At 54.5% G+C, this 20,650-nt stretch carries 19 protein-coding genes; 17 read left to right on the top strand and 2 right to left on the bottom strand.

Annotated features, from left to right (window positions below):
- Positions 1-159: 159 nt before the first annotated feature.
- From ispU to tilS, 15 genes are all read left to right on the top strand, one after another.
- On the top strand, positions 160-915 hold the full coding sequence (gene ispU, locus ACXKZG_RS18265; RefSeq protein WP_013200849.1) for a (2E,6E)-farnesyl-diphosphate-specific ditrans,polycis-undecaprenyl-diphosphate synthase: 756 nt from the start codon (positions 160-162) through the stop codon (positions 913-915).
- An 18-nt stretch (positions 916-933) separates the two neighbouring features.
- Positions 934-1,791: a phosphatidate cytidylyltransferase gene (cdsA, locus tag ACXKZG_RS18260; protein ID WP_013200850.1), complete on the top strand. Its 858-nt coding sequence runs from the start codon at positions 934-936 to the stop codon at positions 1,789-1,791.
- A gap of 8 nt (positions 1,792-1,799) precedes the next feature.
- Positions 1,800-3,149 carry a sigma E protease regulator RseP gene (gene rseP / locus ACXKZG_RS18255; protein WP_013200851.1) on the top strand — a complete coding sequence of 450 codons (1,350 nt, stop codon included), beginning with the start codon at positions 1,800-1,802 and terminating at the stop codon, positions 3,147-3,149.
- Positions 3,150-3,204: 55 nt separating this feature from the next.
- Entirely contained in the window at positions 3,205-5,607 is a 2,403-nt protein-coding gene (bamA, locus tag ACXKZG_RS18250; RefSeq protein WP_488875243.1) for an outer membrane protein assembly factor BamA, read from the top strand.
- A gap of 120 nt (positions 5,608-5,727) precedes the next feature.
- Complete coding sequence (gene skp / locus ACXKZG_RS18245) at positions 5,728-6,225, top strand: molecular chaperone Skp (RefSeq protein ID WP_013200853.1); 498 nt, start codon at positions 5,728-5,730, stop codon at positions 6,223-6,225.
- 3 nt (positions 6,226-6,228) lie between these two features.
- A complete protein-coding gene (lpxD, locus tag ACXKZG_RS18240) occupies positions 6,229-7,251 on the top strand; it encodes a UDP-3-O-(3-hydroxymyristoyl)glucosamine N-acyltransferase (RefSeq protein ID WP_134823506.1) in 1,023 nt (340 codons plus the stop codon).
- Positions 7,252-7,413: 162 nt separating this feature from the next.
- A complete protein-coding gene (gene fabZ, locus ACXKZG_RS18235; RefSeq protein ID WP_013200855.1) occupies positions 7,414-7,869 on the top strand; it encodes a 3-hydroxyacyl-ACP dehydratase FabZ in 456 nt (151 codons plus the stop codon).
- Between the two features lie 3 nt (positions 7,870-7,872).
- Positions 7,873-8,661, top strand: a complete 789-nt coding sequence (gene lpxA / locus ACXKZG_RS18230; protein ID WP_013200856.1) for an acyl-ACP--UDP-N-acetylglucosamine O-acyltransferase — start codon at positions 7,873-7,875, stop codon at positions 8,659-8,661.
- Positions 8,662-8,664: 3 nt separating this feature from the next.
- A complete protein-coding gene (lpxB, locus tag ACXKZG_RS18225; protein WP_488875242.1) occupies positions 8,665-9,810 on the top strand; it encodes a lipid-A-disaccharide synthase in 1,146 nt (381 codons plus the stop codon).
- A complete protein-coding gene (gene rnhB, locus ACXKZG_RS18220; RefSeq protein WP_488875241.1) occupies positions 9,807-10,430 on the top strand; it encodes a ribonuclease HII in 624 nt (207 codons plus the stop codon). The genes lpxB and rnhB overlap by 4 nt, the downstream gene beginning before the upstream one ends.
- Before the next feature lie 32 nt (positions 10,431-10,462).
- Complete coding sequence (gene dnaE, locus ACXKZG_RS18215) at positions 10,463-13,945, top strand: DNA polymerase III subunit alpha (protein ID WP_488875240.1); 3,483 nt, start codon at positions 10,463-10,465, stop codon at positions 13,943-13,945.
- 12 nt (positions 13,946-13,957) lie between these two features.
- Entirely contained in the window at positions 13,958-14,917 is a 960-nt protein-coding gene (gene accA, locus ACXKZG_RS18210) for an acetyl-CoA carboxylase carboxyl transferase subunit alpha (RefSeq protein WP_013200860.1), read from the top strand.
- A gap of 116 nt (positions 14,918-15,033) precedes the next feature.
- Entirely contained in the window at positions 15,034-17,181 is a 2,148-nt protein-coding gene (locus tag ACXKZG_RS18205) for a lysine decarboxylase LdcC (RefSeq protein ID WP_488875239.1), read from the top strand.
- Positions 17,182-17,257: 76 nt separating this feature from the next.
- The gene (locus tag ACXKZG_RS18200) at positions 17,258-17,647 is read left to right on the top strand and encodes a VOC family protein (RefSeq protein WP_013200862.1); all 390 of its coding nucleotides are present in this window, start codon (positions 17,258-17,260) and stop codon (positions 17,645-17,647) included.
- A gap of 62 nt (positions 17,648-17,709) precedes the next feature.
- Complete coding sequence (tilS, locus tag ACXKZG_RS18195; RefSeq protein ID WP_488875238.1) at positions 17,710-19,011, top strand: tRNA lysidine(34) synthetase TilS; 1,302 nt, start codon at positions 17,710-17,712, stop codon at positions 19,009-19,011.
- Positions 19,012-19,050: 39 nt separating this feature from the next.
- Here the strand turns inward: tilS and rof are convergent, their stop codons facing one another.
- Positions 19,051-19,314 carry a Rho-binding antiterminator gene (gene rof, locus ACXKZG_RS18190; RefSeq protein ID WP_013200864.1) on the bottom strand — a complete coding sequence of 88 codons (264 nt, stop codon included), beginning with the start codon at positions 19,312-19,314 and terminating at the stop codon, positions 19,051-19,053.
- A complete protein-coding gene (locus ACXKZG_RS18185) occupies positions 19,301-19,501 on the bottom strand; it encodes a YaeP family protein (RefSeq protein WP_071822098.1) in 201 nt (66 codons plus the stop codon). Before ACXKZG_RS18185 ends, rof begins: the two co-directional genes overlap by 14 nt.
- Positions 19,502-19,633: 132 nt before the next feature.
- Here ACXKZG_RS18185 and ACXKZG_RS18180 point away from each other — a divergent pair, with 132 nt between their 5' ends.
- Positions 19,634-20,188, top strand: a complete 555-nt coding sequence (locus ACXKZG_RS18180) for a YaeQ family protein (RefSeq protein ID WP_013200865.1) — start codon at positions 19,634-19,636, stop codon at positions 20,186-20,188.
- Positions 20,185-20,604: an alternative ribosome rescue aminoacyl-tRNA hydrolase ArfB gene (gene arfB, locus ACXKZG_RS18175; protein ID WP_488875237.1), complete on the top strand. Its 420-nt coding sequence runs from the start codon at positions 20,185-20,187 to the stop codon at positions 20,602-20,604. Before ACXKZG_RS18180 ends, arfB begins: the two co-directional genes overlap by 4 nt.
- The last annotated feature ends 46 nt before the right edge of the window (positions 20,605-20,650 follow it).

Raw genomic sequence — 20,650 nt, 5'->3', positions numbered from 1 at the left:
AGGCGAGGGCGGAGATGGTATAGTCTTCGGCCGCTAATTCAGTAATTCGTTGCGATGTAGCGGGGATACAAACCGTGTTTAGCACGGTTTTCTTACGTCGAGCGGGTAAGATATTTCAGAAGCCGTTGTATTTCTGATTAAAGGAAATAATTACGCGTTATGTCGTCCGAAAATCAACTAAAAACCGATGACTTGCAAGAAGGGGAGAATCCCCGTCACGTAGCCATCATCATGGATGGCAATGGCCGTTGGGCCAAAACCCGTGGAAAATTGCGTATCTCTGGCCACAAAGCCGGAGTGAAGTCCGTTCGTCGTGCGGTGAGCTTTGCTGTCAGCAACAATCTCACTGCGCTGACGCTTTATGCATTCAGCAGCGAAAACTGGAACCGTCCTCCACAGGAAGTCATGGCCTTGATGGAGCTGTTCGTCTGGGCACTCGACAGCGAAGTGAAAAGTCTGCACAAGCACAATGTTCGTCTGCGGATTATTGGCGACATCGGCCGATTCAGTGACCGTCTGCAGGAGCGTATTCGTCGCGCTGAGGAACTTACTCAACAAAATAATGGACTAACCCTCAACATTGCCGCGAATTATGGCGGACGTTGGGATATCATCCATGGCGTCAGAAAAATAGCAGAGCAGGTTCAGGAAGGTCTTATCCGTCCTGATCAGATCGAGGAAGAAACCCTTGGTCAGTATCTCTGCCTCAATGAACTGGCTCCCGTGGATCTGGTAATAAGGACAGGGGGAGAGCATCGAATCAGTAACTTCTTGCTGTGGCAGGTTGCCTATGCAGAGTTCTTTTTTACCGATGTTCTCTGGCCTGATTTTGATGAACAAGTCTTTGAAGGTGCACTGAATGCGTTTGCACAACGAGAGCGTCGCTTCGGCGGTGCAGCACCCGGCGGCGCTTAAGCGCACTGGGGGTAATCTTTGCTGAAGTCTCGCCTGATTACCGCGTTTATACTTATCCCGATTGTGATTGCAGCGCTGTTCCTGCTTCCGCCTCCTGGATTTGCCATTGTGACCCTGGTGGTATGCATGCTTGCCGCCTGGGAATGGGGACAGTTTGCGGGCTTCGCGACCCGCTCGCAACGCATCTGGCTGGCAGTCCTGTGTGGACTGCTGCTCGCCTTTATGATGTTCACTCTTCCTGCTTATCAGCACTCGGTACACCTGCCACAGGTTGCCGGTTCGCTATGGGCCGCCCTTTGTTGGTGGATCGTAGCCTTGCTGCTGGTACTCTCTTATCCCGGCTCGGCCTCGTTTTGGCGCTCGTCTAAAGCGCTTCGCCTGCTGTTCGGTGTCCTGACCATTGTGCCGTTCTTCTGGGGCATGCTGACGTTACGCCAGTATCACTACGATACCGACCATTTTGCCGGTGCCTGGTGGCTGCTGTACGTGATGCTGCTGGTCTGGGGCGCTGATTCTGGTGCCTACATGTTTGGCCGCCTGTTTGGTAAACACAAGCTGTCACCTAAAGTCTCACCGGGGAAAACCTGGGAAGGGTTCTTTGGTGGCCTGCTGACGTCTGCACTGATTGCCTGGCTGTTTGGCCTGTGGGCGCCGCTGACTATCTCGCCTGTTACCCTGTTGGTTTGTTCACTGGTCGCCGCACTGGCCTCGGTGTTAGGGGATTTAACCGAGAGCATGTTCAAGCGCGAAGCCGGCATTAAAGACAGTGGTAATTTGATCCCCGGACATGGGGGCATCCTTGACCGTATCGACAGCCTGACTGCAGCCGTACCTGTGTTCGCCTGCCTGTTGTTGCTGGTTTTCGGGACGCTATAAGGGACCCTATGCTAAGCATTCTCTGGAGCCTTGGGGCATTTATCGTTGCCCTCGGCGTATTGATCACCGTGCACGAGTTTGGCCACTTCTGGGTGGCCCGTCGTTGTGGTGTCAAGGTTGAACGCTTCTCTGTTGGTTTCGGTAAAGCGCTGTGGCGCCGGACCGATAAACAGGGAACGGAATACGTCATTGCTCTGATCCCCTTGGGTGGTTACGTCAAGATGCTCGATGAGCGTGTTGAAAGCGTGCCGCCTGAGCTGCGTAACCAGGCGTTTAATAATAAAACCGTGCTGCAACGCGCGGCGATTATTAGTGCCGGTCCTATCGCCAATTTCATCTTTGCCATTTTCGCTTACTGGCTGGTGTTTATCATCGGTGTGCCTGGTGTTCGCCCGGTTGTTGGCGAAATAGTGAGCGGTTCGCAGGCTGCTGAGGCTCAAATTACGCCTGGGATGGAACTTAAAGCCGTTGACGGTATCGAAACGCCTGACTGGGATGCTGTGCGTATGGCGCTGGTGTCGAAAATTGGCGACCAGCAAACCACGTTAAGCGTGGCGCCATTTGGCTCTTCTCAGGTCAGTGACAAGCGGCTCGATCTGCGCAACTGGCAGTTCGAACCGGATAAGCAGGATCCTGTTGTTTCACTCGGCATTAAGCCGCGTGGACCACAGATCGAAACGGTGCTGGCAGAAGTCCAGGCGAACTCGGCGGCAAGTAAGGCGGGTTTGCAAGCGGGCGACAGGATCGTTAAAGTCGATGGTCAGCCGGTGGACCAGTGGCAGCGTTTTGTCACTCTGGTTCGCGATAATCCGGGTAAAGCGTTGGCGGTAGACATTGAGCGACAGGGCAGTCCAGTCACAGTGACACTGACGCCAGACGTGAAGCCAGGCAGTAAAGCAGAAGGGTTTGCCGGGGTGATCCCGCGCATTGTTCCTCTGCCGGATGAATTTAAAACGGTACGCCAGTATGGTCCGTTTGCAGCGATCGGTGAGGCTAGCGCCAAAACTTGGCAGCTGATGAAACTGACGGTCAATATGCTGGGCAAACTGATTGTCGGCGAAGTGAAGTTGAACAATCTCAGCGGGCCGATTTCTATCGCCCAGGGTGCTGGGATGTCGGCGGAATATGGTTTGATCTACTACCTGATGTTCCTGGCTTTGATCAGCGTGAACCTCGGGATTATCAATCTGTTCCCGTTGCCGGTATTAGATGGTGGACATTTGCTGTTCCTGGCGATCGAAAAGATCAAAGGTGGGCCGGTGTCTGAGCGAGTTCAGGACTTCAGTTATCGCATTGGCTCTATTTTGCTGGTGCTGTTAATGGGGCTTGCACTATTCAATGATTTCTCACGTCTTTAGTCTGCCAACAGGCAAACTACCCGTGAGAACCAGTTAGGAAGAATGCATAACAACGATGGCGATGAAAAAGTTGCTCATAGCGTCGCTGCTGTTTAGCAGCGCTACCGTATACGCGGCAGACGGCTTCGTAGTGAAGGATATTCATTTCGAAGGCCTGCAGCGAGTCGCCGTCGGCGCGGCATTGCTGAGTATGCCTGTCCGCGTGGGAGACACCGTCTCCGATGATGATATCAGTAATACTATCCGTGCTCTCTTCGCGACCGGGAACTTCGAAGACGTACAGGTCCTGCGCGACGGCACTACGCTGATCGTCCAGGTGAAAGAACGCCCAACGATTGCCAGCATCACCTTCTCCGGTAACAAAGCGGTGAAAGATGACATGCTGAAGCAGAACCTTGAAGCCTCTGGCGTGCGCGTGGGTGAAGCCCTTGACCGCACCACCATCTCATCCATTGAGAAAGGGCTTGAAGACTTCTACTACAGCGTCGGTAAGTACAGCGCCAGCGTAAAAGCTGTGGTCACACCGCTGCCGCGTAACCGTGTCGATCTGAAACTGGTCTTTACCGAAGGTGTTTCTGCCAAGATCCAGCAAATCAACGTGGTCGGCAACAAAGCCTTCTCGTCTGATGAACTGATCTCCCGCTTCTCACTGCGTGATGAAGTGCCATGGTGGAACGTCGTTGGCGATCGCAAATACCAGAAGCAGAAACTGGCGGGTGACCTTGAAACCCTGCGCAGCTTCTACCTCGATCGTGGTTATGCCCGTTTCAACATTGATTCGACTCAGGTCAGCCTGACGCCGGACAAAAAAGGCATCTACATCACCATCAACATCACCGAAGGCGATCAGTACAAGCTTTCTGGCGTAGTGGTTAACGGCAGCATGGCCGGCCATTCAGCTGAAGTTGAGCAGCTGTCGAAGGTCAAGCCAGGCGAGCTGTATAACGGCGCCAAAGTGACCAAAATGGAAGATGACATCAAGAAGATGCTGGGCCGTTATGGTTACGCGTATCCACGCGTATCGACGCAGCCAGAAATCAATGATGCGGATAAAACCGTGAAGCTGCACGTCAACGTTGATGCGGGCAACCGTTACTCCGTGCGTAAAGTGCGCTTTGAAGGTAACGACACCTCTAAAGATTCCGTTCTGCGTCGCGAAATGCGCCAGATGGAAGGTGCATGGCTGGGCAGCGACCTGGTTGAGCAGGGGAAAGAGCGTCTGAACCGTACCGGTTACTTTGAGACGGTTGATACCGACACGCAGCGCGTGCCAGGCTCACCAGACCAGGTTGACGTGGTGTACAAGGTGAAAGAACGTAACACCGGTACCTTCAACTTCGGCGTCGGTTACGGCACCGAGAGTGGCGTCAGCTTCCAGGTTGGCGTGACGCAGGAAAACTGGTTAGGTACGGGTAATACCGTCGGTATCAGCGGCACCAAAAACGATTATCAGACCTATGCTGAATTCTCACTGATCGACCCGTACTTCACGGTCGACGGTGTCAGCCTGGGCGGTCGTGTGTTCTATAACGACTTCAAAGCGGATGATGCTGACCTGTCTGACTATACCAACAAGAGCTATGGTTTAGACGGTACGCTGGGCTTCCCGGTTAACGAAAACAACACCTTGCGTGTCGGTCTGGGTTACGTGCACAACGACCTGTCCAACATGCAGCCTCAGGTATCGATGTTCCGTTATCTGCGTTCGGTCGGTCAGGATCCTAGCCTGTCGGAAGATGCAGATTATGCAGCAGATGACTTCACCTTCAACTATGGTTGGACATACAACAACCTGGACCGTGGGTTCTTCCCAACGTCCGGTAACCGTACCAACCTGAACGGTAAAGTGACGATCCCGGGATCGGATAACGCCTTCTACAAAGCGACGCTGGATACTCAGCAGTATGTTCCGCTGAATCAGGATCGTACCTGGGTTCTGTTGGGTCGCGGTAAAGTCGGTTACGGCGATGGTCTGAGCGGCAAAGAACTGCCGTTCTACGAGAACTTCTATGCCGGTGGTTCCAGCACCGTGCGTGGTTTCCGTTCTAATACCATCGGTCCTAAAGCGGCCTACTACAATAATGGTTCGGATACATGTTCTACGGGCACGCTGTGTGATTCCAGCGATGCGGTTGGTGGTAACGCATTGGCTACGGCCAGCGCGGAGTTGATCACCCCAACACCGTTCCTGAGCGAGAAGTATGCCAACTCGGTCCGTACATCGCTGTTTGTCGATGCCGGTACAGTGTGGGATACCAATTGGGAAAACACGGCCGAAACACGTGCCGCGGGTATTCCTGATTACAGCGATCCGGGCAACATCCGTATGTCGGCGGGTCTGGCACTGCAGTGGATGTCTCCACTGGGTCCACTGGTGTTCTCTTACGCCCAGCCGTTCAAAAAGTATGATGGAGATAAGGCCGAGCAGTTCCAGTTTAACATTGGTAAAACCTGGTAACGGCGGTTTCGCACGGAAGCGTGTAAGTGAGTATCGCGACGTTTAATGGCAACCTGCGTGGTTGCCTTAACGCGCAACACATGTGTCGAAGACACAAACGTTGATGGTAAGGAGTTTATAGTGAAAAAGTTGTTGTGTGCCGCAGGCCTCTCTATCGCTCTGGCGGTTTCCGCTGGTGCCCAGGCTGCAGATAAAATTGCAGTGGTGAACGTTTCCAGCATTTTCCAACAGTTACCGGCGCGTGCGACAGTTGCGAAACAGCTTGAAAACGAGTTCAAAGGCCGTGCAACTGAGCTGCAGGGTATGGAACGCGATCTGCAGACTAAAATGCAGAAGTTGCAGCGTGACGGCTCTACCATGAAGGCTAGCGATCGCAGCCGTATGGAAAAAGACGTTATGGCTCAGCGTGAAGCCTTCTCAACTAAAGCTCAGGCTTTCGAGCAGGATAACCGTCGTCGCCAGGCAGAAGAACGTAACAAAATCCTGAGCCGTATTCAGGATGCTGTGCAGAAAGTTGCTGATGATGAAGGTTACGACGTCGTTGTTGATGCTAACGCTGTTGCGTATGCAGCTAAATCTAAAGACATCACTGCTGATGTTCTGAAACAGGTTAAATAATCGATGTCTTCAATTCGACTGGCTGATTTAGCCCAGCAGTTGGATGCAGATTTGCACGGAGATGGCGAACTCGTCATCTCCGGCATTGCTTCTATGCAATCCGCCCAATCCGGTCAAATCACTTTTCTCTCTAACAGCCGTTACCGCGAGCAGCTCGTCACCTGTAAGGCCTCCGCCGTGGTGCTGACGGAAGCGGATCTGGACTGCGTTCAAGGCGCCGCTCTGGTGGTGAAAGATCCTTATCTGACTTATGCCCGCATGGCTCAGATTCTGGACAGCACGCCGCAGCCTGCCAAAGACATCGCGCCGAGCGCGGTGATCGATGCCAGCGCTAAGCTGGGTCAATATGTCTCTATTGGCGCAAATGCCGTTATCGAATCTGGCGTTGAGCTGGGCGATAACGTGGTTATTGGTGCCGGTTGTTTCGTCGGGAAAAATACCCGCATTGGCGCCGGAACCCGTTTGTGGGCCAACGTCTCTATTTATCATGAAATTCAGATCGGCGAGCGTTGCCTGATCCAGTCTGGCACCGTTATCGGTGCGGATGGTTTTGGCTACGCTAACGATCGTGGCAATTGGGTGAAAATCCCGCAGCTCGGAACGGTGATTATCGGCGATCGTGTTGAGATTGGTGCCTGTACCACCATCGATCGCGGCGCGTTGGATAACACTCAGATCGGGAATGGTGTTATCATTGATAACCAGTGCCAGATTGCACACAACGTTGTGATTGGCGACAATACCGCGGTTGCGGGTGGCGTCATCATGGCAGGCAGCCTGAAAATCGGCCGCTATTGCATGATTGGTGGTGCAAGCGTAATTAACGGTCACATGGAAATTTGTGACAAAGTTACGGTCACCGGAATGGGAATGGTCATGCGACCAATCACCCAACCTGGGGTATACTCCTCCGGGATTCCACTGCAACCCAACAAAACCTGGCGCAAAACGGCAGCGCTGGTGATGAATATCGATGAAATAAGCAAACGCTTAAAAGCCATCGAGCGTAAAGTCGACAAAGACTAAACGCCTTCCCAGCACCTTGACCAGCTGACATTACCCCACAGGGTAGAATTAGAATGCTAAGCAAGGAAGCCCGGCGCACAGAACCTGATTTGCGGCCTGCGGATGATCTTTGCAGGCCGTGTTATTGATGCCATCAGAATTTTTTAGGACAGGAAGAGTATTTTGACTACTGAAACTCATACTCTGAAGATTGAAGAGATTATTGAACTGCTGCCTCACCGCTACCCGTTTTTATTGGTAGACCGCGTCCTTGAGTTCGAAGAGCACAAGTTCCTGCGCGCAGTGAAGAATGTCTCGGTCAACGAACCGTTTTTCCAGGGCCATTTCCCTGGTAAGCCGATTTTCCCAGGCGTGCTGATTTTAGAAGCTATGGCTCAGGCAACCGGTATTCTGGCGTTTAAAAGCGTGGGCAAACTGGAACCTGGCGAGCTGTACTACTTCGCAGGGATTGATGACGCGCGCTTCAAGCGCCCTGTCGTGCCTGGCGATCAGATGATCATGGAAGTCACCTTCGAGAAAACCCGCCGTGGTCTGACGCGCTTTAAAGGCGTGGCAACCGTAGACGGTAAAATTGTCTGTGAAGCAACGATGATGTGTGCCCGCAGCCGGGAGGGATAATTCGTGATTGATGAAACTGCTGTAATCCATCCAAGTTCCGTCATTGAAGAGGGCGCCGTCATTGGCGCTCGCGTCCATATCGGCCCTTTCTGTTTTATTGGGGCGAATGTTGAGATTGGTGAAGGCACTGTCCTCAAATCTCATGTGGTGGTCAATGGTCACACCCGTATTGGCAAAGACAATACCATTTATCAGTTCACCACCATCGGTGAAGCTAACCAGGATCTGAAGTACGCTGGCGAGCCAACCCGAGTGGAAGTGGGCGACCGTAACAGCATCCGTGAGAGCGTCACTATTCACCGTGGCACTTCTCAGGCTGACGGCCTGACCAAAGTGGGCAGCGATAACCTGTTTATGGTTAACGCGCACATCGCTCATGACTGCATTATTGGCGATCGTTGTATCCTCGCCAACAATGCAACGCTGGGCGGCCATGTGGTTGTGGATGACTTTGCCATTATTGGTGGGATGACAGCAATTCATCAATTCTGCGTTATCGGCGCGCACGTGATGATTGGCGGCTGTTCTGGTGTCGTCCAGGATGTTCCGCCATTCGTAATTGCCCAGGGTAACCATGCCACGCCGTTTGGTATCAATCTGGTGGGGCTACAGCGTCGTGGCTTCAGTAAAGAGGCCTTACACGCGATCCGCAATGCGTACAAGATCCTTTACCGCAGCAATAAAACGCTGGAAGAAGCGAAGCCAGAAATCGCTGAGATTGCCAGCAAGCATCCAGAAGTGCAGCCGTTCTACGATTTCTTCGCTCGCTCTACGCGGGGTTTGATTCGTTAACTCATGCCAAAGCATCCTTTAACGATTGCCCTTGTCGCCGGAGAAACCTCCGGCGATATTCTTGGTGCCGGTCTTATCCGTGCACTCAAAGAAAAGCACCCGGAAACCCGCTTTGTCGGCGTTGCCGGACCGCTGATGCAGGCCGAGGGTTGTGAAGCCTGGTACGAAATGGAAGAGCTGGCGGTGATGGGGATTGTTGAGGTGCTTGAACGTCTGCCTCGCCTGCTGAAAATCCGTCGCGATCTGACCAAACGCTTCACTGCACTGCAGCCCGATGTCTTCGTCGGTATTGATGCGCCTGACTTCAACATTACGCTTGAAGGGCGTCTTAAGCAGAACGGTATTCACACGATTCATTACGTCAGCCCATCGGTCTGGGCCTGGCGTCAGAAACGCGTATTCAAAATTGGCCGCTCTACCGATCTGGTATTAGCCTTTTTGCCGTTTGAAAAAGCGTTCTACGATCGTTTCAATGTTCCCTGCCGCTTTATCGGCCATACCATGGCTGATGCGATGCCGATCCAGCCAGACAAACGCGCTGCGCGTCTGGAGCTGGGGATTGCTGAGGGAACGCCGTGCCTGGCCTTGCTGCCGGGTAGCCGCAATGCGGAAGTTGAGATGCTTAGCGCTGACTTCCTGAGAACGGCGGTGTTATTGCGCCAGAAATGGCCAGAGCTGGAAATCGTGGTGCCGCTGGTTAACCCGCGCCGCCGTGAACAGTTCGAACGAATTAAAGCCGAAGTGGCGCCAGACCTGAAAATGCACTTGCTGGATGGCAAAGGGCGTCAGGCAATGGTTGCCAGCGATGCGGCATTGCTGGCGTCCGGTACCGCTGCACTGGAGTGTATGCTGGCTAAATGCCCAATGGTGGTCGGTTACCGCATGAAGCCCTTCACCTTCTGGCTGGCCAAGCGGCTGGTGAAAACGGACTACGTGTCGTTACCTAACCTGCTGGCGGGCCGTGAACTGGTGAAAGAGCTGCTGCAGGAAGAGTGTCAGCCCGATCTGCTGGCTGCCGCGCTTGAACCTTTACTGGCAGAAGGCGACACCCGCGATCAGTTGCTGGCAACCTTTACCGAACTTCATCATCAAATCCGCTGGAATGCCGATGAGCAGGCCGCGGCTGCCGTACTGGAACTCTGTCCATGAGCGACTTTATCTATCCTGACGCGACCTGCATTGCCGGCGTGGACGAAGTAGGGCGTGGCCCGTTAGTCGGCGCTGTGGTGACCGCGGCGGTTATTCTCGATCCAGCCCGTCCGATAGTGGGTCTGGCCGATTCCAAAAAGCTGTCTGAAAAACGCCGCCTGGCGTTGTACGATGAGATAGTCGAGAAGGCGTTAAGCTGGAGTTTAGGTCGGGCTGAGCCGGAAGAGATCGATCGGCTGAACATCCTGCATGCCACCATGCTGGCGATGCAGCGTGCTGTTGCCGGACTGCATATCTGTCCAGACTTTGTATTGATTGACGGAAACCGTTGCCCGGTGCTGGCGATGCCTTCTCTGGCGGTGGTAAAGGGCGACAGCCTGGTGCGTGAAATCAGCGCGGCGTCTATTATTGCCAAGGTCACGCGTGACCGGGAAATGAGCGAGCTGGATGTGTTGTTCCCGCAGTATGGTTTTGCTCAGCATAAAGGCTACCCGACCGCACTGCATATGGAAAAACTGGCGCAGCATGGCGTAACACCGCATCACCGTCGCAGTTTTGCACCGGTGCGTAATGCGATACTGGATGCCGACGTCGCGGCTTCAGCCGGACAGACCCTGTAATTTTCACCCCTCAGCCTTAAGTGGGATCCAAGATGGCCGAACCTCGTTTTATTCATTTACGCGTTCACAGTGACTATTCCATGGTTGATGGATTAGCCAAGACGGGCCCGTTGGTGAAAAAAGCTGCCTCTCTGGGCATGCCGGCCATTGGGATCACCGACTACCTCAACCTGTGCGGCCTGGTGAAATTCTACGGCGGTGCCCACGGTCAGGGCGTTAAGCCGATCATCGGTGCGGACTTTAAGGTCAGCAGTGACGCGATGGGCGACGATCTGGGTCAGCTGACGATCCTCGCAGCGAACAACACCGGTTATCAGAACCTCACCCTGTTGATCTCAAAAGCATACCAGCGTGGTTATGGTGCCGCCGGTCCGATCATCGATCGTGACTGGCTGATCGAGCTGGGCGAAGGGCTGATCCTGCTTTCCGGCGGGCGTCGTGGCGATGTTGGCCAGATGCTGCTGCGCGGTAACCATGCCCAGGTTGCCGAGTGCCTGGCGTTCTATCAGCAATACTTCCCTGAGCGCTACTATCTTGAGCTGATCCGCACCGGACGCCAGGATGAAGAGACCTGGGTTCATGCTGCCGTCGAGCTGGCCATTGCCAACAGTATTCCCGTGGTCGCCACCAACGAAGTGTGCTTCCTGGAAGCCGGCGATTTTGATGCGCATGAAATCCGCGTGGCGATCCACGATGGTTTCACCCTCGACGATCCCAAAAGACCGAAAAACTACAGTCCTCAGCAATATCTGCGTACCGAAGAGGAGATGTGCGAGCTGTTCTCGGACATCCCCGAGGCGCTGGCTAACAGCGTAGAGATTGCTAAGCGTTGTAACGTCACCATCCGCCTGGGTGAGTACTTCCTGCCGCAGTTCCCAACGGGCGAAATGACCACCGAAGACTTCCTGGTGATGAAATCGCGGGAAGGGCTGGAAGAGCGTCTGGAATTCCTGTTCCCGGACGCCGCAGTGCGGGCAGAAAAACGGCCTGAATATGACGATCGCCTCGAAATCGAGCTGAACGTGATCAACCAGATGGGCTTCCCGGGCTACTTCCTGATCGTGATGGAGTTTATCCAGTGGTCGAAGGATAACGACGTGCCGGTAGGGCCAGGTCGTGGTTCCGGTGCCGGATCGCTGGTGGCCTATGCGCTGAAAATTACCGACCTCGATCCGCTTGAGTTTGACCTGCTGTTCGAACGTTTCCTGAACCCGGAACGTGTATCGATGCCCGACTTCGACGTCGACTTCTGCATGGAAAAACGCGATCTGGTGATTGAGCACGTGGCCGAGATGTATGGCCGTAAAGCGGTATCTCAGATCATCACCTTCGGTACCATGGCGGCGAAAGCCGTGGTGCGTGACGTTGGGCGCGTGCTGGGGCATCCGTATGGCTTCGTCGATCGTATTTCCAAGCTGATCCCCCCAGAGCCCGGCATGACGCTGGAAAAAGCCTTTGCGGCCGAGCCGCAGCTGCCAGAAATCTACGAAGCTGACGAAGAAGTTAAAGCGCTGATCGATATGGCGCGCAAGCTGGAAGGCGTCACGCGTAACGCCGGTAAGCACGCCGGTGGTGTGGTGATCGCACCGACGCAAATCACCGATTTTGCGCCGCTGTATTGCGATGAAAACGGCAACTTCCCGGTAACCCAGTTTGATAAGAACGATGTGGAATATGCCGGGCTGGTGAAGTTCGACTTCCTCGGTCTGCGCACATTGACCATCATCGACTGGGCACTGGCGATGATCAACGCCCGGCGCAAGAAGCAGGGCGAACCGCCAATCGATATCGCCGCGATCCCGCTGGACGATAAAAAAAGCTTTGATATGCTTCAGCGATCTGAAACCACCGCGGTGTTCCAGCTTGAATCGCGCGGCATGAAAGATCTGATCAAACGTCTGAAGCCTGACAGCTTTGAAGATATGATCGCCCTGGTGGCGCTGTTCCGCCCGGGTCCGCTGCAGTCAGGCATGGTAGATAACTTTATCGACCGTAAGCATGGCCGTGAAGCGATCTCCTACCCGGATATCCAGTGGCAGCATGAATCCCTGAAGCCGGTACTGGAGCCAACCTATGGCATCATCCTGTACCAGGAACAGGTCATGCAGATTGCTCAGGTGCTGGCAGGTTACAGCCTGGGTGGCGCGGATATGCTGCGTCGTGCGATGGGTAAAAAGAACCCGGTCGAGATGGCCAAACAGCGCGGTGGCTTTGAAGATGGCGCCAAGTCGCGGGGTATTGAAGGTGAGCTGGCGGTTAAAATCTTTGACCTGGTAGAGAAATTTGCGGGTTACGGTTTTAACAAATCCCACTCCGCCGCCTATGCGCTGGTCTCTTATCAGACGCTGTGGCTGAAAGCGCACTACCCGGCCGAATTTATGGCCGCGGTAATGACCGCCGATATGGATAACACCGAGAAGGTGGTCGGTCTGGTTGATGAATGCTGGCGCATGGGGCTGAAGGTGTTACCACCGGATATCAACTCCGGTCAGTATCAGTTCCACGTCAACGATGACGGCGAAATTGTTTACGGCATCGGCGCCATTAAAGGCGTGGGCGAAGGCCCGATTGAAGCGATCATCGAAGCGCGTAATGAAGGCGGCTACTTCCGCGAGCTGTTCGACCTGTGTGCCCGTACCGACACCAAAAAGCTTAACCGCCGCGTGCTGGAAAAGCTGGTGATGTCCGGCGCGTTTGACCGTCTGGGGCCGCACCGTGCCGCCCTGATGAGCGCGCTGCCAGAAGCGTTGAAAGCCGCCGATCAGCATGCGAAAGCGGAAGCGATCGGCCAGGCCGATATGTTCGGCGTGCTGGCGGAAGAGCCGGCACACATCGAAAAATCCTATGCGGACATCAAGCGCTGGCCTGAACAGGTCCAGCTGGATGGCGAAAGAGAAACCCTGGGGCTTTACCTCACCGGGCACCCGATCAATCAGTATCTGAAAGAGATCGAGCGCTATGTGGGGGGAATGCGCCTGAAAGACATGCACCCGACCGATCGTGGCAAAATGACCATGGCAGTTGGTCTGGTGGTGGCGGCCCGCGTAATGGTAACAAAACGCGGTAACCGGATTGGCATCTGCACGCTGGACGACCGTTCTGGTCGTCTGGAAGTGATGTTATTCACAGATGCGTTAGAGAAGTTCCAGCATTTGTTGGAAAAAGACCGTATCCTGATCGTCAGCGGACAGGTCAGCTTCGATGACTTCAGCGGGGGGCTTAAAATGACCGCCCGCGATGTGATGGACATTGATGAAGCCCGTGAAAAATATGCTCGTGGGCTTGCTATCTCGCTGACGGACAGGCAAATTGATGACCAGCTTTTGAACCGTCTCCGTCAATCCCTGGAACCCCATCGTTCGGGGACCATTCCGGTACATCTCTACTATCAGAGAGAGGATGCACGGGCGAAGTTGCGCTTTGGCGCAGCCTGGCGTGTGTCGCCCAGCGATCGTTTACTCAACGAATTGCGGTCGCTGATAGGGTCGGAGCAGGTGGAACTGGAGTTTGACTAAAACAGGAATATTATGAGTCTTAATTACCTGGATTTCGAACAGCCAATCGCAGAACTTGAAGCGAAGATTGATTCGCTCAAATCGGTTGGCCGTCAGGATGAAAAACTGGATATTAATCTGGATGAAGAAGTTCAGCGTCTGCGTGAGAAAAGCGTAGAGCTGACCCGTAAGATCTTCTCCGATTTGGGCGCATGGCAGATCGCGAAATTAGCGCGTCATCCTTTGCGTCCTTACACGCTGGACTATGTCCGCAACGTGTTTACTGACTTTGACGAGCTGGCAGGCGATCGCGCCTATGCGGATGATAAAGCCATTGTTGGCGGCATCGCTCGTCTGGATGGTCGCCCGGTGATGATCATTGGTCATCAGAAAGGCCGCGAAACCAAAGAGAAGATCCGTCGTAACTTCGGTATGCCTGCACCAGAAGGCTACCGTAAAGCACTGCGTCTGATGGAGATGGCCGAGCGCTTCAAAATGCCGATCATCACCTTTATCGACACCCCGGGTGCGTATCCGGGTGTTGGCGCAGAAGAGCGCGGTCAGTCCGAAGCCATTGCACGCAACCTGCGTGAGATGTCCGGTCTGAAAGTGCCGGTCATCTGTACCGTTATTGGTGAGGGTGGTTCCGGTGGCGCGCTGGCTATCGGCGTTGGCGACAAAGTAAACATGCTGCAGTACAGCACCTATTCGGTGATTTCACCGGAAGGCTGTGCCTCAATTCTGTGGAAAAGCGCTGATAAAGCGCCGCTGGCCGCAGAAGCGATGGGCATTATTGCTTCGCGTCTGAAAGAACTGAAGCTGATCGACACGGTGATCCCAGAGCCATTAGGCGGAGCGCATCGCGAGCCGCTGGTGATTGGTGCCACACTGAAAGCCCAGCTGCTGGCCGACCTGGCCGATCTGGACGTGCTGAGTACTGAAGAACTGCTGGACCGTCGTTACCAGCGTTTGATGAACTACGGCTACGCCTGACAGTTCATGATCCACTCACAACGTCATGTTGTGGGTGGTTCATTCCCCAATTTTTTCCCTTCTGCCCGCCATCTTCGCTATGCTTACCCCTGCTGCACAATACCAGGAGGTACGCATTGAATATCATCGCGATCATGGGACCGCATAACGCATTCTATAAAGATGAACCCATCCGTGAGCTGGACGGGGCGCTCAACGCCCAGGGATTCCAGACTATCTACCCGAAAGATGCGAACGACCTGCTCAAGCTGATTGAACACAATCCCCGGATCTGCGGCGTCATCTTTGACTGGGATGAATACAGCCAGGATCTGTGCAGCGAAATCCAGCTGCTGAACGAATACCTTCCGCTTTACGCCTTTATCAACACCCACTCCAGCATGGACGTCAGCATCAACGAGATGCGCATGGCGATGTGGTTCTTTGAATACGGCCTCGGCGTTTCCGAAGAGATTGCCCAGCGTATCCGCCAGTACACCAATGAATACATCGATACGATTACGCCACCGCTGACCAAGGCGCTGTTCAACTATGTGAAAGAGGGCAAATACACCTTCTGCACGCCTGGGCATATGGCCGGCACCGCTTTCCAGAAGAGTCCGGTCGGTACGCTGTTCTATGATTTCTTTGGTGCCAACACGTTAAAGGCCGATATCTCTATTTCGGTGACTGAGCTGGGATCGCTGCTGGACCACACCGGTCCGCATCTGGAAGCGGAAGAGTATGTCGCGCGCACCTTTGGTGCTGAACAGAGCTACATGGTGACCAATGGCACCTCGACCTCAAATAAGATCGTCGGCATGTATGCCGCCGCCGCAGGGAGCACGGTATTAATCGACCGTAACTGCCACAAATCGCTGACTCACCTGTTGATGATGAGCGATATCATTCCCATCTGGCTGAAGCCAACCCGAAATGCGCTCGGCATTCTGGGCGGGATTCCCAAACGCGAATTCACCAAAGAGAGTATTGCGCTGAAAGTGGCGCAGACTGAACGCGCCACCTGGCCGGTGCATGCGGTGATCACCAACTCAACCTATGACGGGCTGCTGTACAACACCCAGTACATCAAAGAGACGCTGGACGTGCCGTCGATCCACTTTGATTCTGCCTGGGTGCCTTACACCAATTTCCATCCGATCTATCAAGGGCTGAGCGGGATGAGCGGCGATCGTACGCCGGGAAAAGTAATCTACGAGACGCAGTCGACGCATAAGCTGCTGGCGGCGTTCTCTCAGGCTTCACTGATCCACATTAAAGGCGATTACGACGAAGAAACCTTTAATGAAGCCTATATGATGCACACCACCACTTCGCCGAACTATTCGATCGTCGCGTCCATCGAGACGGCGGCGGCAATGCTGCGTGGCAATCCGGGTAAACGGCTGATTAACCGTTCTGTTGAGCGTGCGCTGCACTTCCGCCGGGAAGTCCAGCGACTGCGCGAAGAGTCAGAAGGCTGGTTCTTCGATATCTGGCAGCCGGCAGGGGTTGATGAACCAGAATGCTGGCCAATCCAGCCAGGCGAAGAGGACTGGCACGGCTTCAAAGAGGCGGATGCGGATCATATGTACCTCGATCCGATCAAAGTCACCATCCTGACGCCGGGGATGAGCGAACTGGGCGTGATGGCGGAGGAAGGGATCCCGGCGGCGCTGGTGGCTAAATTCCTCGATGAGCGCGGCGTAGTGGTCGAAAAAACCGGGCCCTATAATCTGCTGTTCCTGTTCAGTATTGGCATCGACAAGACCAAAGCGATGAGCGTGCTACGTGGCCTGACCGAGTTTAAACGTGCTTACGATCTGAATCTGCGGGTCAAAAACATGCTGCCGGATCTCTACGCGGAGGATCCTGATTTCTACCGCAATATGCGCATTCAGGATCTGGCGCAGGGGATCCACCGGCTGATCCGCGAACACGATCTGCCAAGGTTGATGCTGCAAGCCTTCGCCATCTTGCCAGAAATGAAAATGACGCCGCATCAGATGTTCCAGCAGCAGGTGAAGGGCAATGTTGAGACGGTCGATATTTCGCAGCTGGTTGGGCGCGTTTCGGCCAATATGATCCTGCCTTATCCGCCGGGCGTTCCCGTGGTGATGCCGGGTGAAATGATCACCGAGCAAAGCCGCGCGGTGCTCGACTTCCTGCTGATGCTTTGCACCATCGGCAAACATTACCCGGGATTCGAAACGGACATTCACGGCGCGAAGCTGACGGAGGAAGGGCAGTATCTGGTGCGGGTATTAAAAAACCCGGTCGATTAATTCCAGATTAGTGCCATTGTCGGTCGTTGAAGGCCTGCGTACAGTAAGGGATAGAAGCCATTAGCAAGGAGTTATTATGTTAGGTATTAAGCAGGTGCACCATATCGCCATTATTGCCAGCCGGTATCAGGTCAGTAAGGACTTTTACTGCGACATTCTGGGGTTTACCTTAATCGGCGAAGTGTACCGCGAAGCACGCGACTCCTGGAAAGGGGATCTGGCGCTCAACGGTCAGTACACCATTGAACTGTTCTCTTTCCCTTTCCCGCCTTCGCGGCCTACTCAACCTGAATCCTGTGGCCTGCGCCATCTGGCCTTCAGCGTTGACGATATTGATGCCGCCAAAGCGCATCTGGAATCAAAGGGCGTAATTTGCGAAGACATCCGTATCGATCCGATCACCGATAAGCGCTTTACCTTCTTCAACGATCCGGATGGTTTGCCGCTGGAGCTGTATCAGGCGTAATATAGCGCCATTCAAACCCGGCCAGCTCTGGCCGGGTTACCACTTCCCGTAACGGAATGCTCATGGCACTGCATGCACTTGCTCAGCACCTCGCCGGACACCAGCATCTGCTGGTGGGCTTCAGCGGTGGGCTGGATTCAACGGTTCTGCTGCATCAGCTGGTTACCCTGCGTGCACAGCGGGACGATCTGCACCTGCGGGCTATCCATATTCATCATGGTTTGAATCCGCTGGCCGATGGCTGGGTGGAGCATTGTCAGCAGCTGTGCCAGCGATGGCAGGTCGAGCTGGCGGTGGTGTACGTCACGCTGGATAGCCGTGAAAAAGGGGTGGAAGCGGCGGCCAGAGATGCGCGCTATCAGGCGTTTGCTGACCATCTTCGACCTGCCGAATGCCTGCTCACCGCCCAGCATCTGGACGATCAGTGCGAAACCTTCCTGTTGGCGTTAAAGCGCGGCAGCGGGCCCGCCGGGCTGGCAGGCATGCCGGTTCAGTCGCTGTTGGGCACACATACGCTGCTTCGTCCTCTGCTCTTACAAACCCGGGGACAGCTCGAAGCCTGGGCAGCGGAGCATGCGTTAAGCTGGATTGAGGATGACAGCAATCAGGACACCCGTTTTGACCGTAACTTTCTGCGGCAGAAGGTGATCCCTGAGCTGACTTCCCGCTGGCCCCATTTTGCTCAGTCAGTTGCCCGCAGCGCGACGCTTTGTGGTGAGCAGGAGCAACTGCTGGATGAGCTGCTGGCTGAATCATTGGGCACGCTGGTGGATGAGGCGGGTGGTCTGGCATGGGCACCGTTGCTGGCCATGAGCGACGTCAGGCGGGCGGCGCTGCTGCGTCGCTGGATTGCCTCACAGGGCGGACTGATGCCGTCGAAAGCGTCGCTGCAGCGGCTGTGGCAGGAAGTGGCGTGTAGCCGTGAAGATGCCGAACCGCGTTTGCGGCTGGGTCGGTTTGACGTCAGGCGATATCGCGATCGGCTTTACTGGCTGGCGCTGACCGAGCCGGTCACCGATGTGATCCTCCGCTGGCCTGCAGGCGATGCATCCCTCCGCTTGCCCGACGGTCTGGGACACCTGCTGCGCGATGATGCCGGCATAAAGATTCGGCCAGCTTTGCCGGAGGAGATCGTCAGCGTACGTTTTCAGGCGCAGGGGAAATTCCATCTCACCGATCGGGCCGGCAGCCGCGCGCTGAAAAAAATCTGGCAGGAAAAGGGCATTCCCCCCTGGCAACGCGATCGCACGCCACTGCTGTTTTATGGCGAGACGCTGATTGCAGCGGTTGGGGTGTTTGTCACGCGGGAAGGTAAGCCTGATGAAGACGTTTACGGGCAGGTGAGCTGGATAAAACAGACGTGATACTGAGGAGCATGGGCGGGAGCAACCCCGCCCGGCGGTTTAATCAGATTCGCTGACCACTACAGTGCCCAAATCGGGATGACTGAAGCTGGAAATGTGATCCAGTCTCAGCTCGCGGACTTCACCAGAAAGATCGATAGCCAGATATTCCACATTCTTTCGTGACACCATATCTGTGGCTTTCGCCTTCAGCTTTTCACCATCTTTCATTTCCAGCGCCAGCGTCCAGCTGTTCTGGCAGGCGAGTTCAAGGTTGTCGTAATCGTCGCAGTTTATCGGTTTGTAGGCTTCATTCGTCAACATAATCGCTCACCAATAAGTTTGCAGCAGCAAAAGCTGCCTGTTCCCTGATGGAAGAGTGTAGCTCAGTATTTGCCGCTACCTCGTCAAGTGCTTTCAGTACGCAACCTAATGCGTCTGGCACGTATCCCAGATCGCCGCTGCCTATCTGGGCATACTTGCGGCGAACTAATTCACAATACTTTTGCATTTGCACCTCACTCAGAGTTTTCTCTGGCTATTTCACGACTATAACACAGGCTTTTGCGTGAAATCAGCCCACCGGCGAGTGATTTGCTGTGTCAACGGGTTACAATAGCAGCCAATAACGATAAGGAACCCCATGGCACTTAAAGCGACCATTTATAAAGCAACGGTCAACGTTGCGGATATGGACAGAAATGTTTTTATCGACAGCAACCTCACGCTGGCTCGTCATCCTTCGGAAACCGAAGAGCGTTTGATGCTGCGGCTGCTTGCCTGGCTGGTGAACGCGCACGAACGTCTGGTCTTTACCCGCGGCTTGAGCGCGGAAGATGAGCCAGAAATCTGGCTGATGAACGACCACAACGGCATTGAGCTGTGGGTTGATTTGGGCCTGCCGGAAGAGAGAAGGGTGAAAAGAGCCTGTAATCGTTCTGCCAGCGTGGTGTTGTATACCTATAACGGACGTGCAGCACAGATCTGGTGGCAACAAAACCAGAGCAAACTGGCACAGCAGGATAATCTGACCATTCGTTTTATCGACGATGAGCAGCTGAGTGCGTTGATCAAACTGGCATCACGCTCGATGACGCTGCAGGCAACGATTCAGGACGGCACGATCTGGCTTTCTGACGACCAAAACCACCTGGAGCTGCGCTTCACTGACTGGTTGGTTAACGGCAAACGCGCATGATTATTCTGTCACGCAACGTCACCATCCCTGGCAGTGAGCTGGAACTAACGGCGATCAGGGCTCAGGGAAACGGCGGACAAAACGTCAATAAAAGTTCGACGGCGATCCATCTGCGCTTTGATATCCGTGCCTCCAGCCTGCCTGAGTTTTATAAAGAGCGACTGATGGCGGTCAGCCACCATTTGATTACCCCGGAAGGCGTAGTGATCATCAAGGCGCAGGAATACCGCAGCCAGGAAATGAACCGCGAAGCGGCGCTGAAGCGACTGGAGAATTTGATTCAGGAGCTGACGGTGGTCGAAAAGACCCGGCGAGCGACGCGGCCTACGCTGGCATCGAAAAAACGCCGGCTGGAAGGCAAGTCGCGTAAGGCAACCACCAAATCGCTGCGTGGAAAAATGCGTGGAGCAGAGTAAGCCTGGTTTTGAACGCGCGTTGCACAAGGCAACGATGTGGCAGGAA

The organism is Erwinia sp. 2186 (assembly GCF_057812255.1).
Note: the sequence above shows the minus strand (reverse complement) of the source record. Positions and strands in the feature narration are given on the sequence as shown.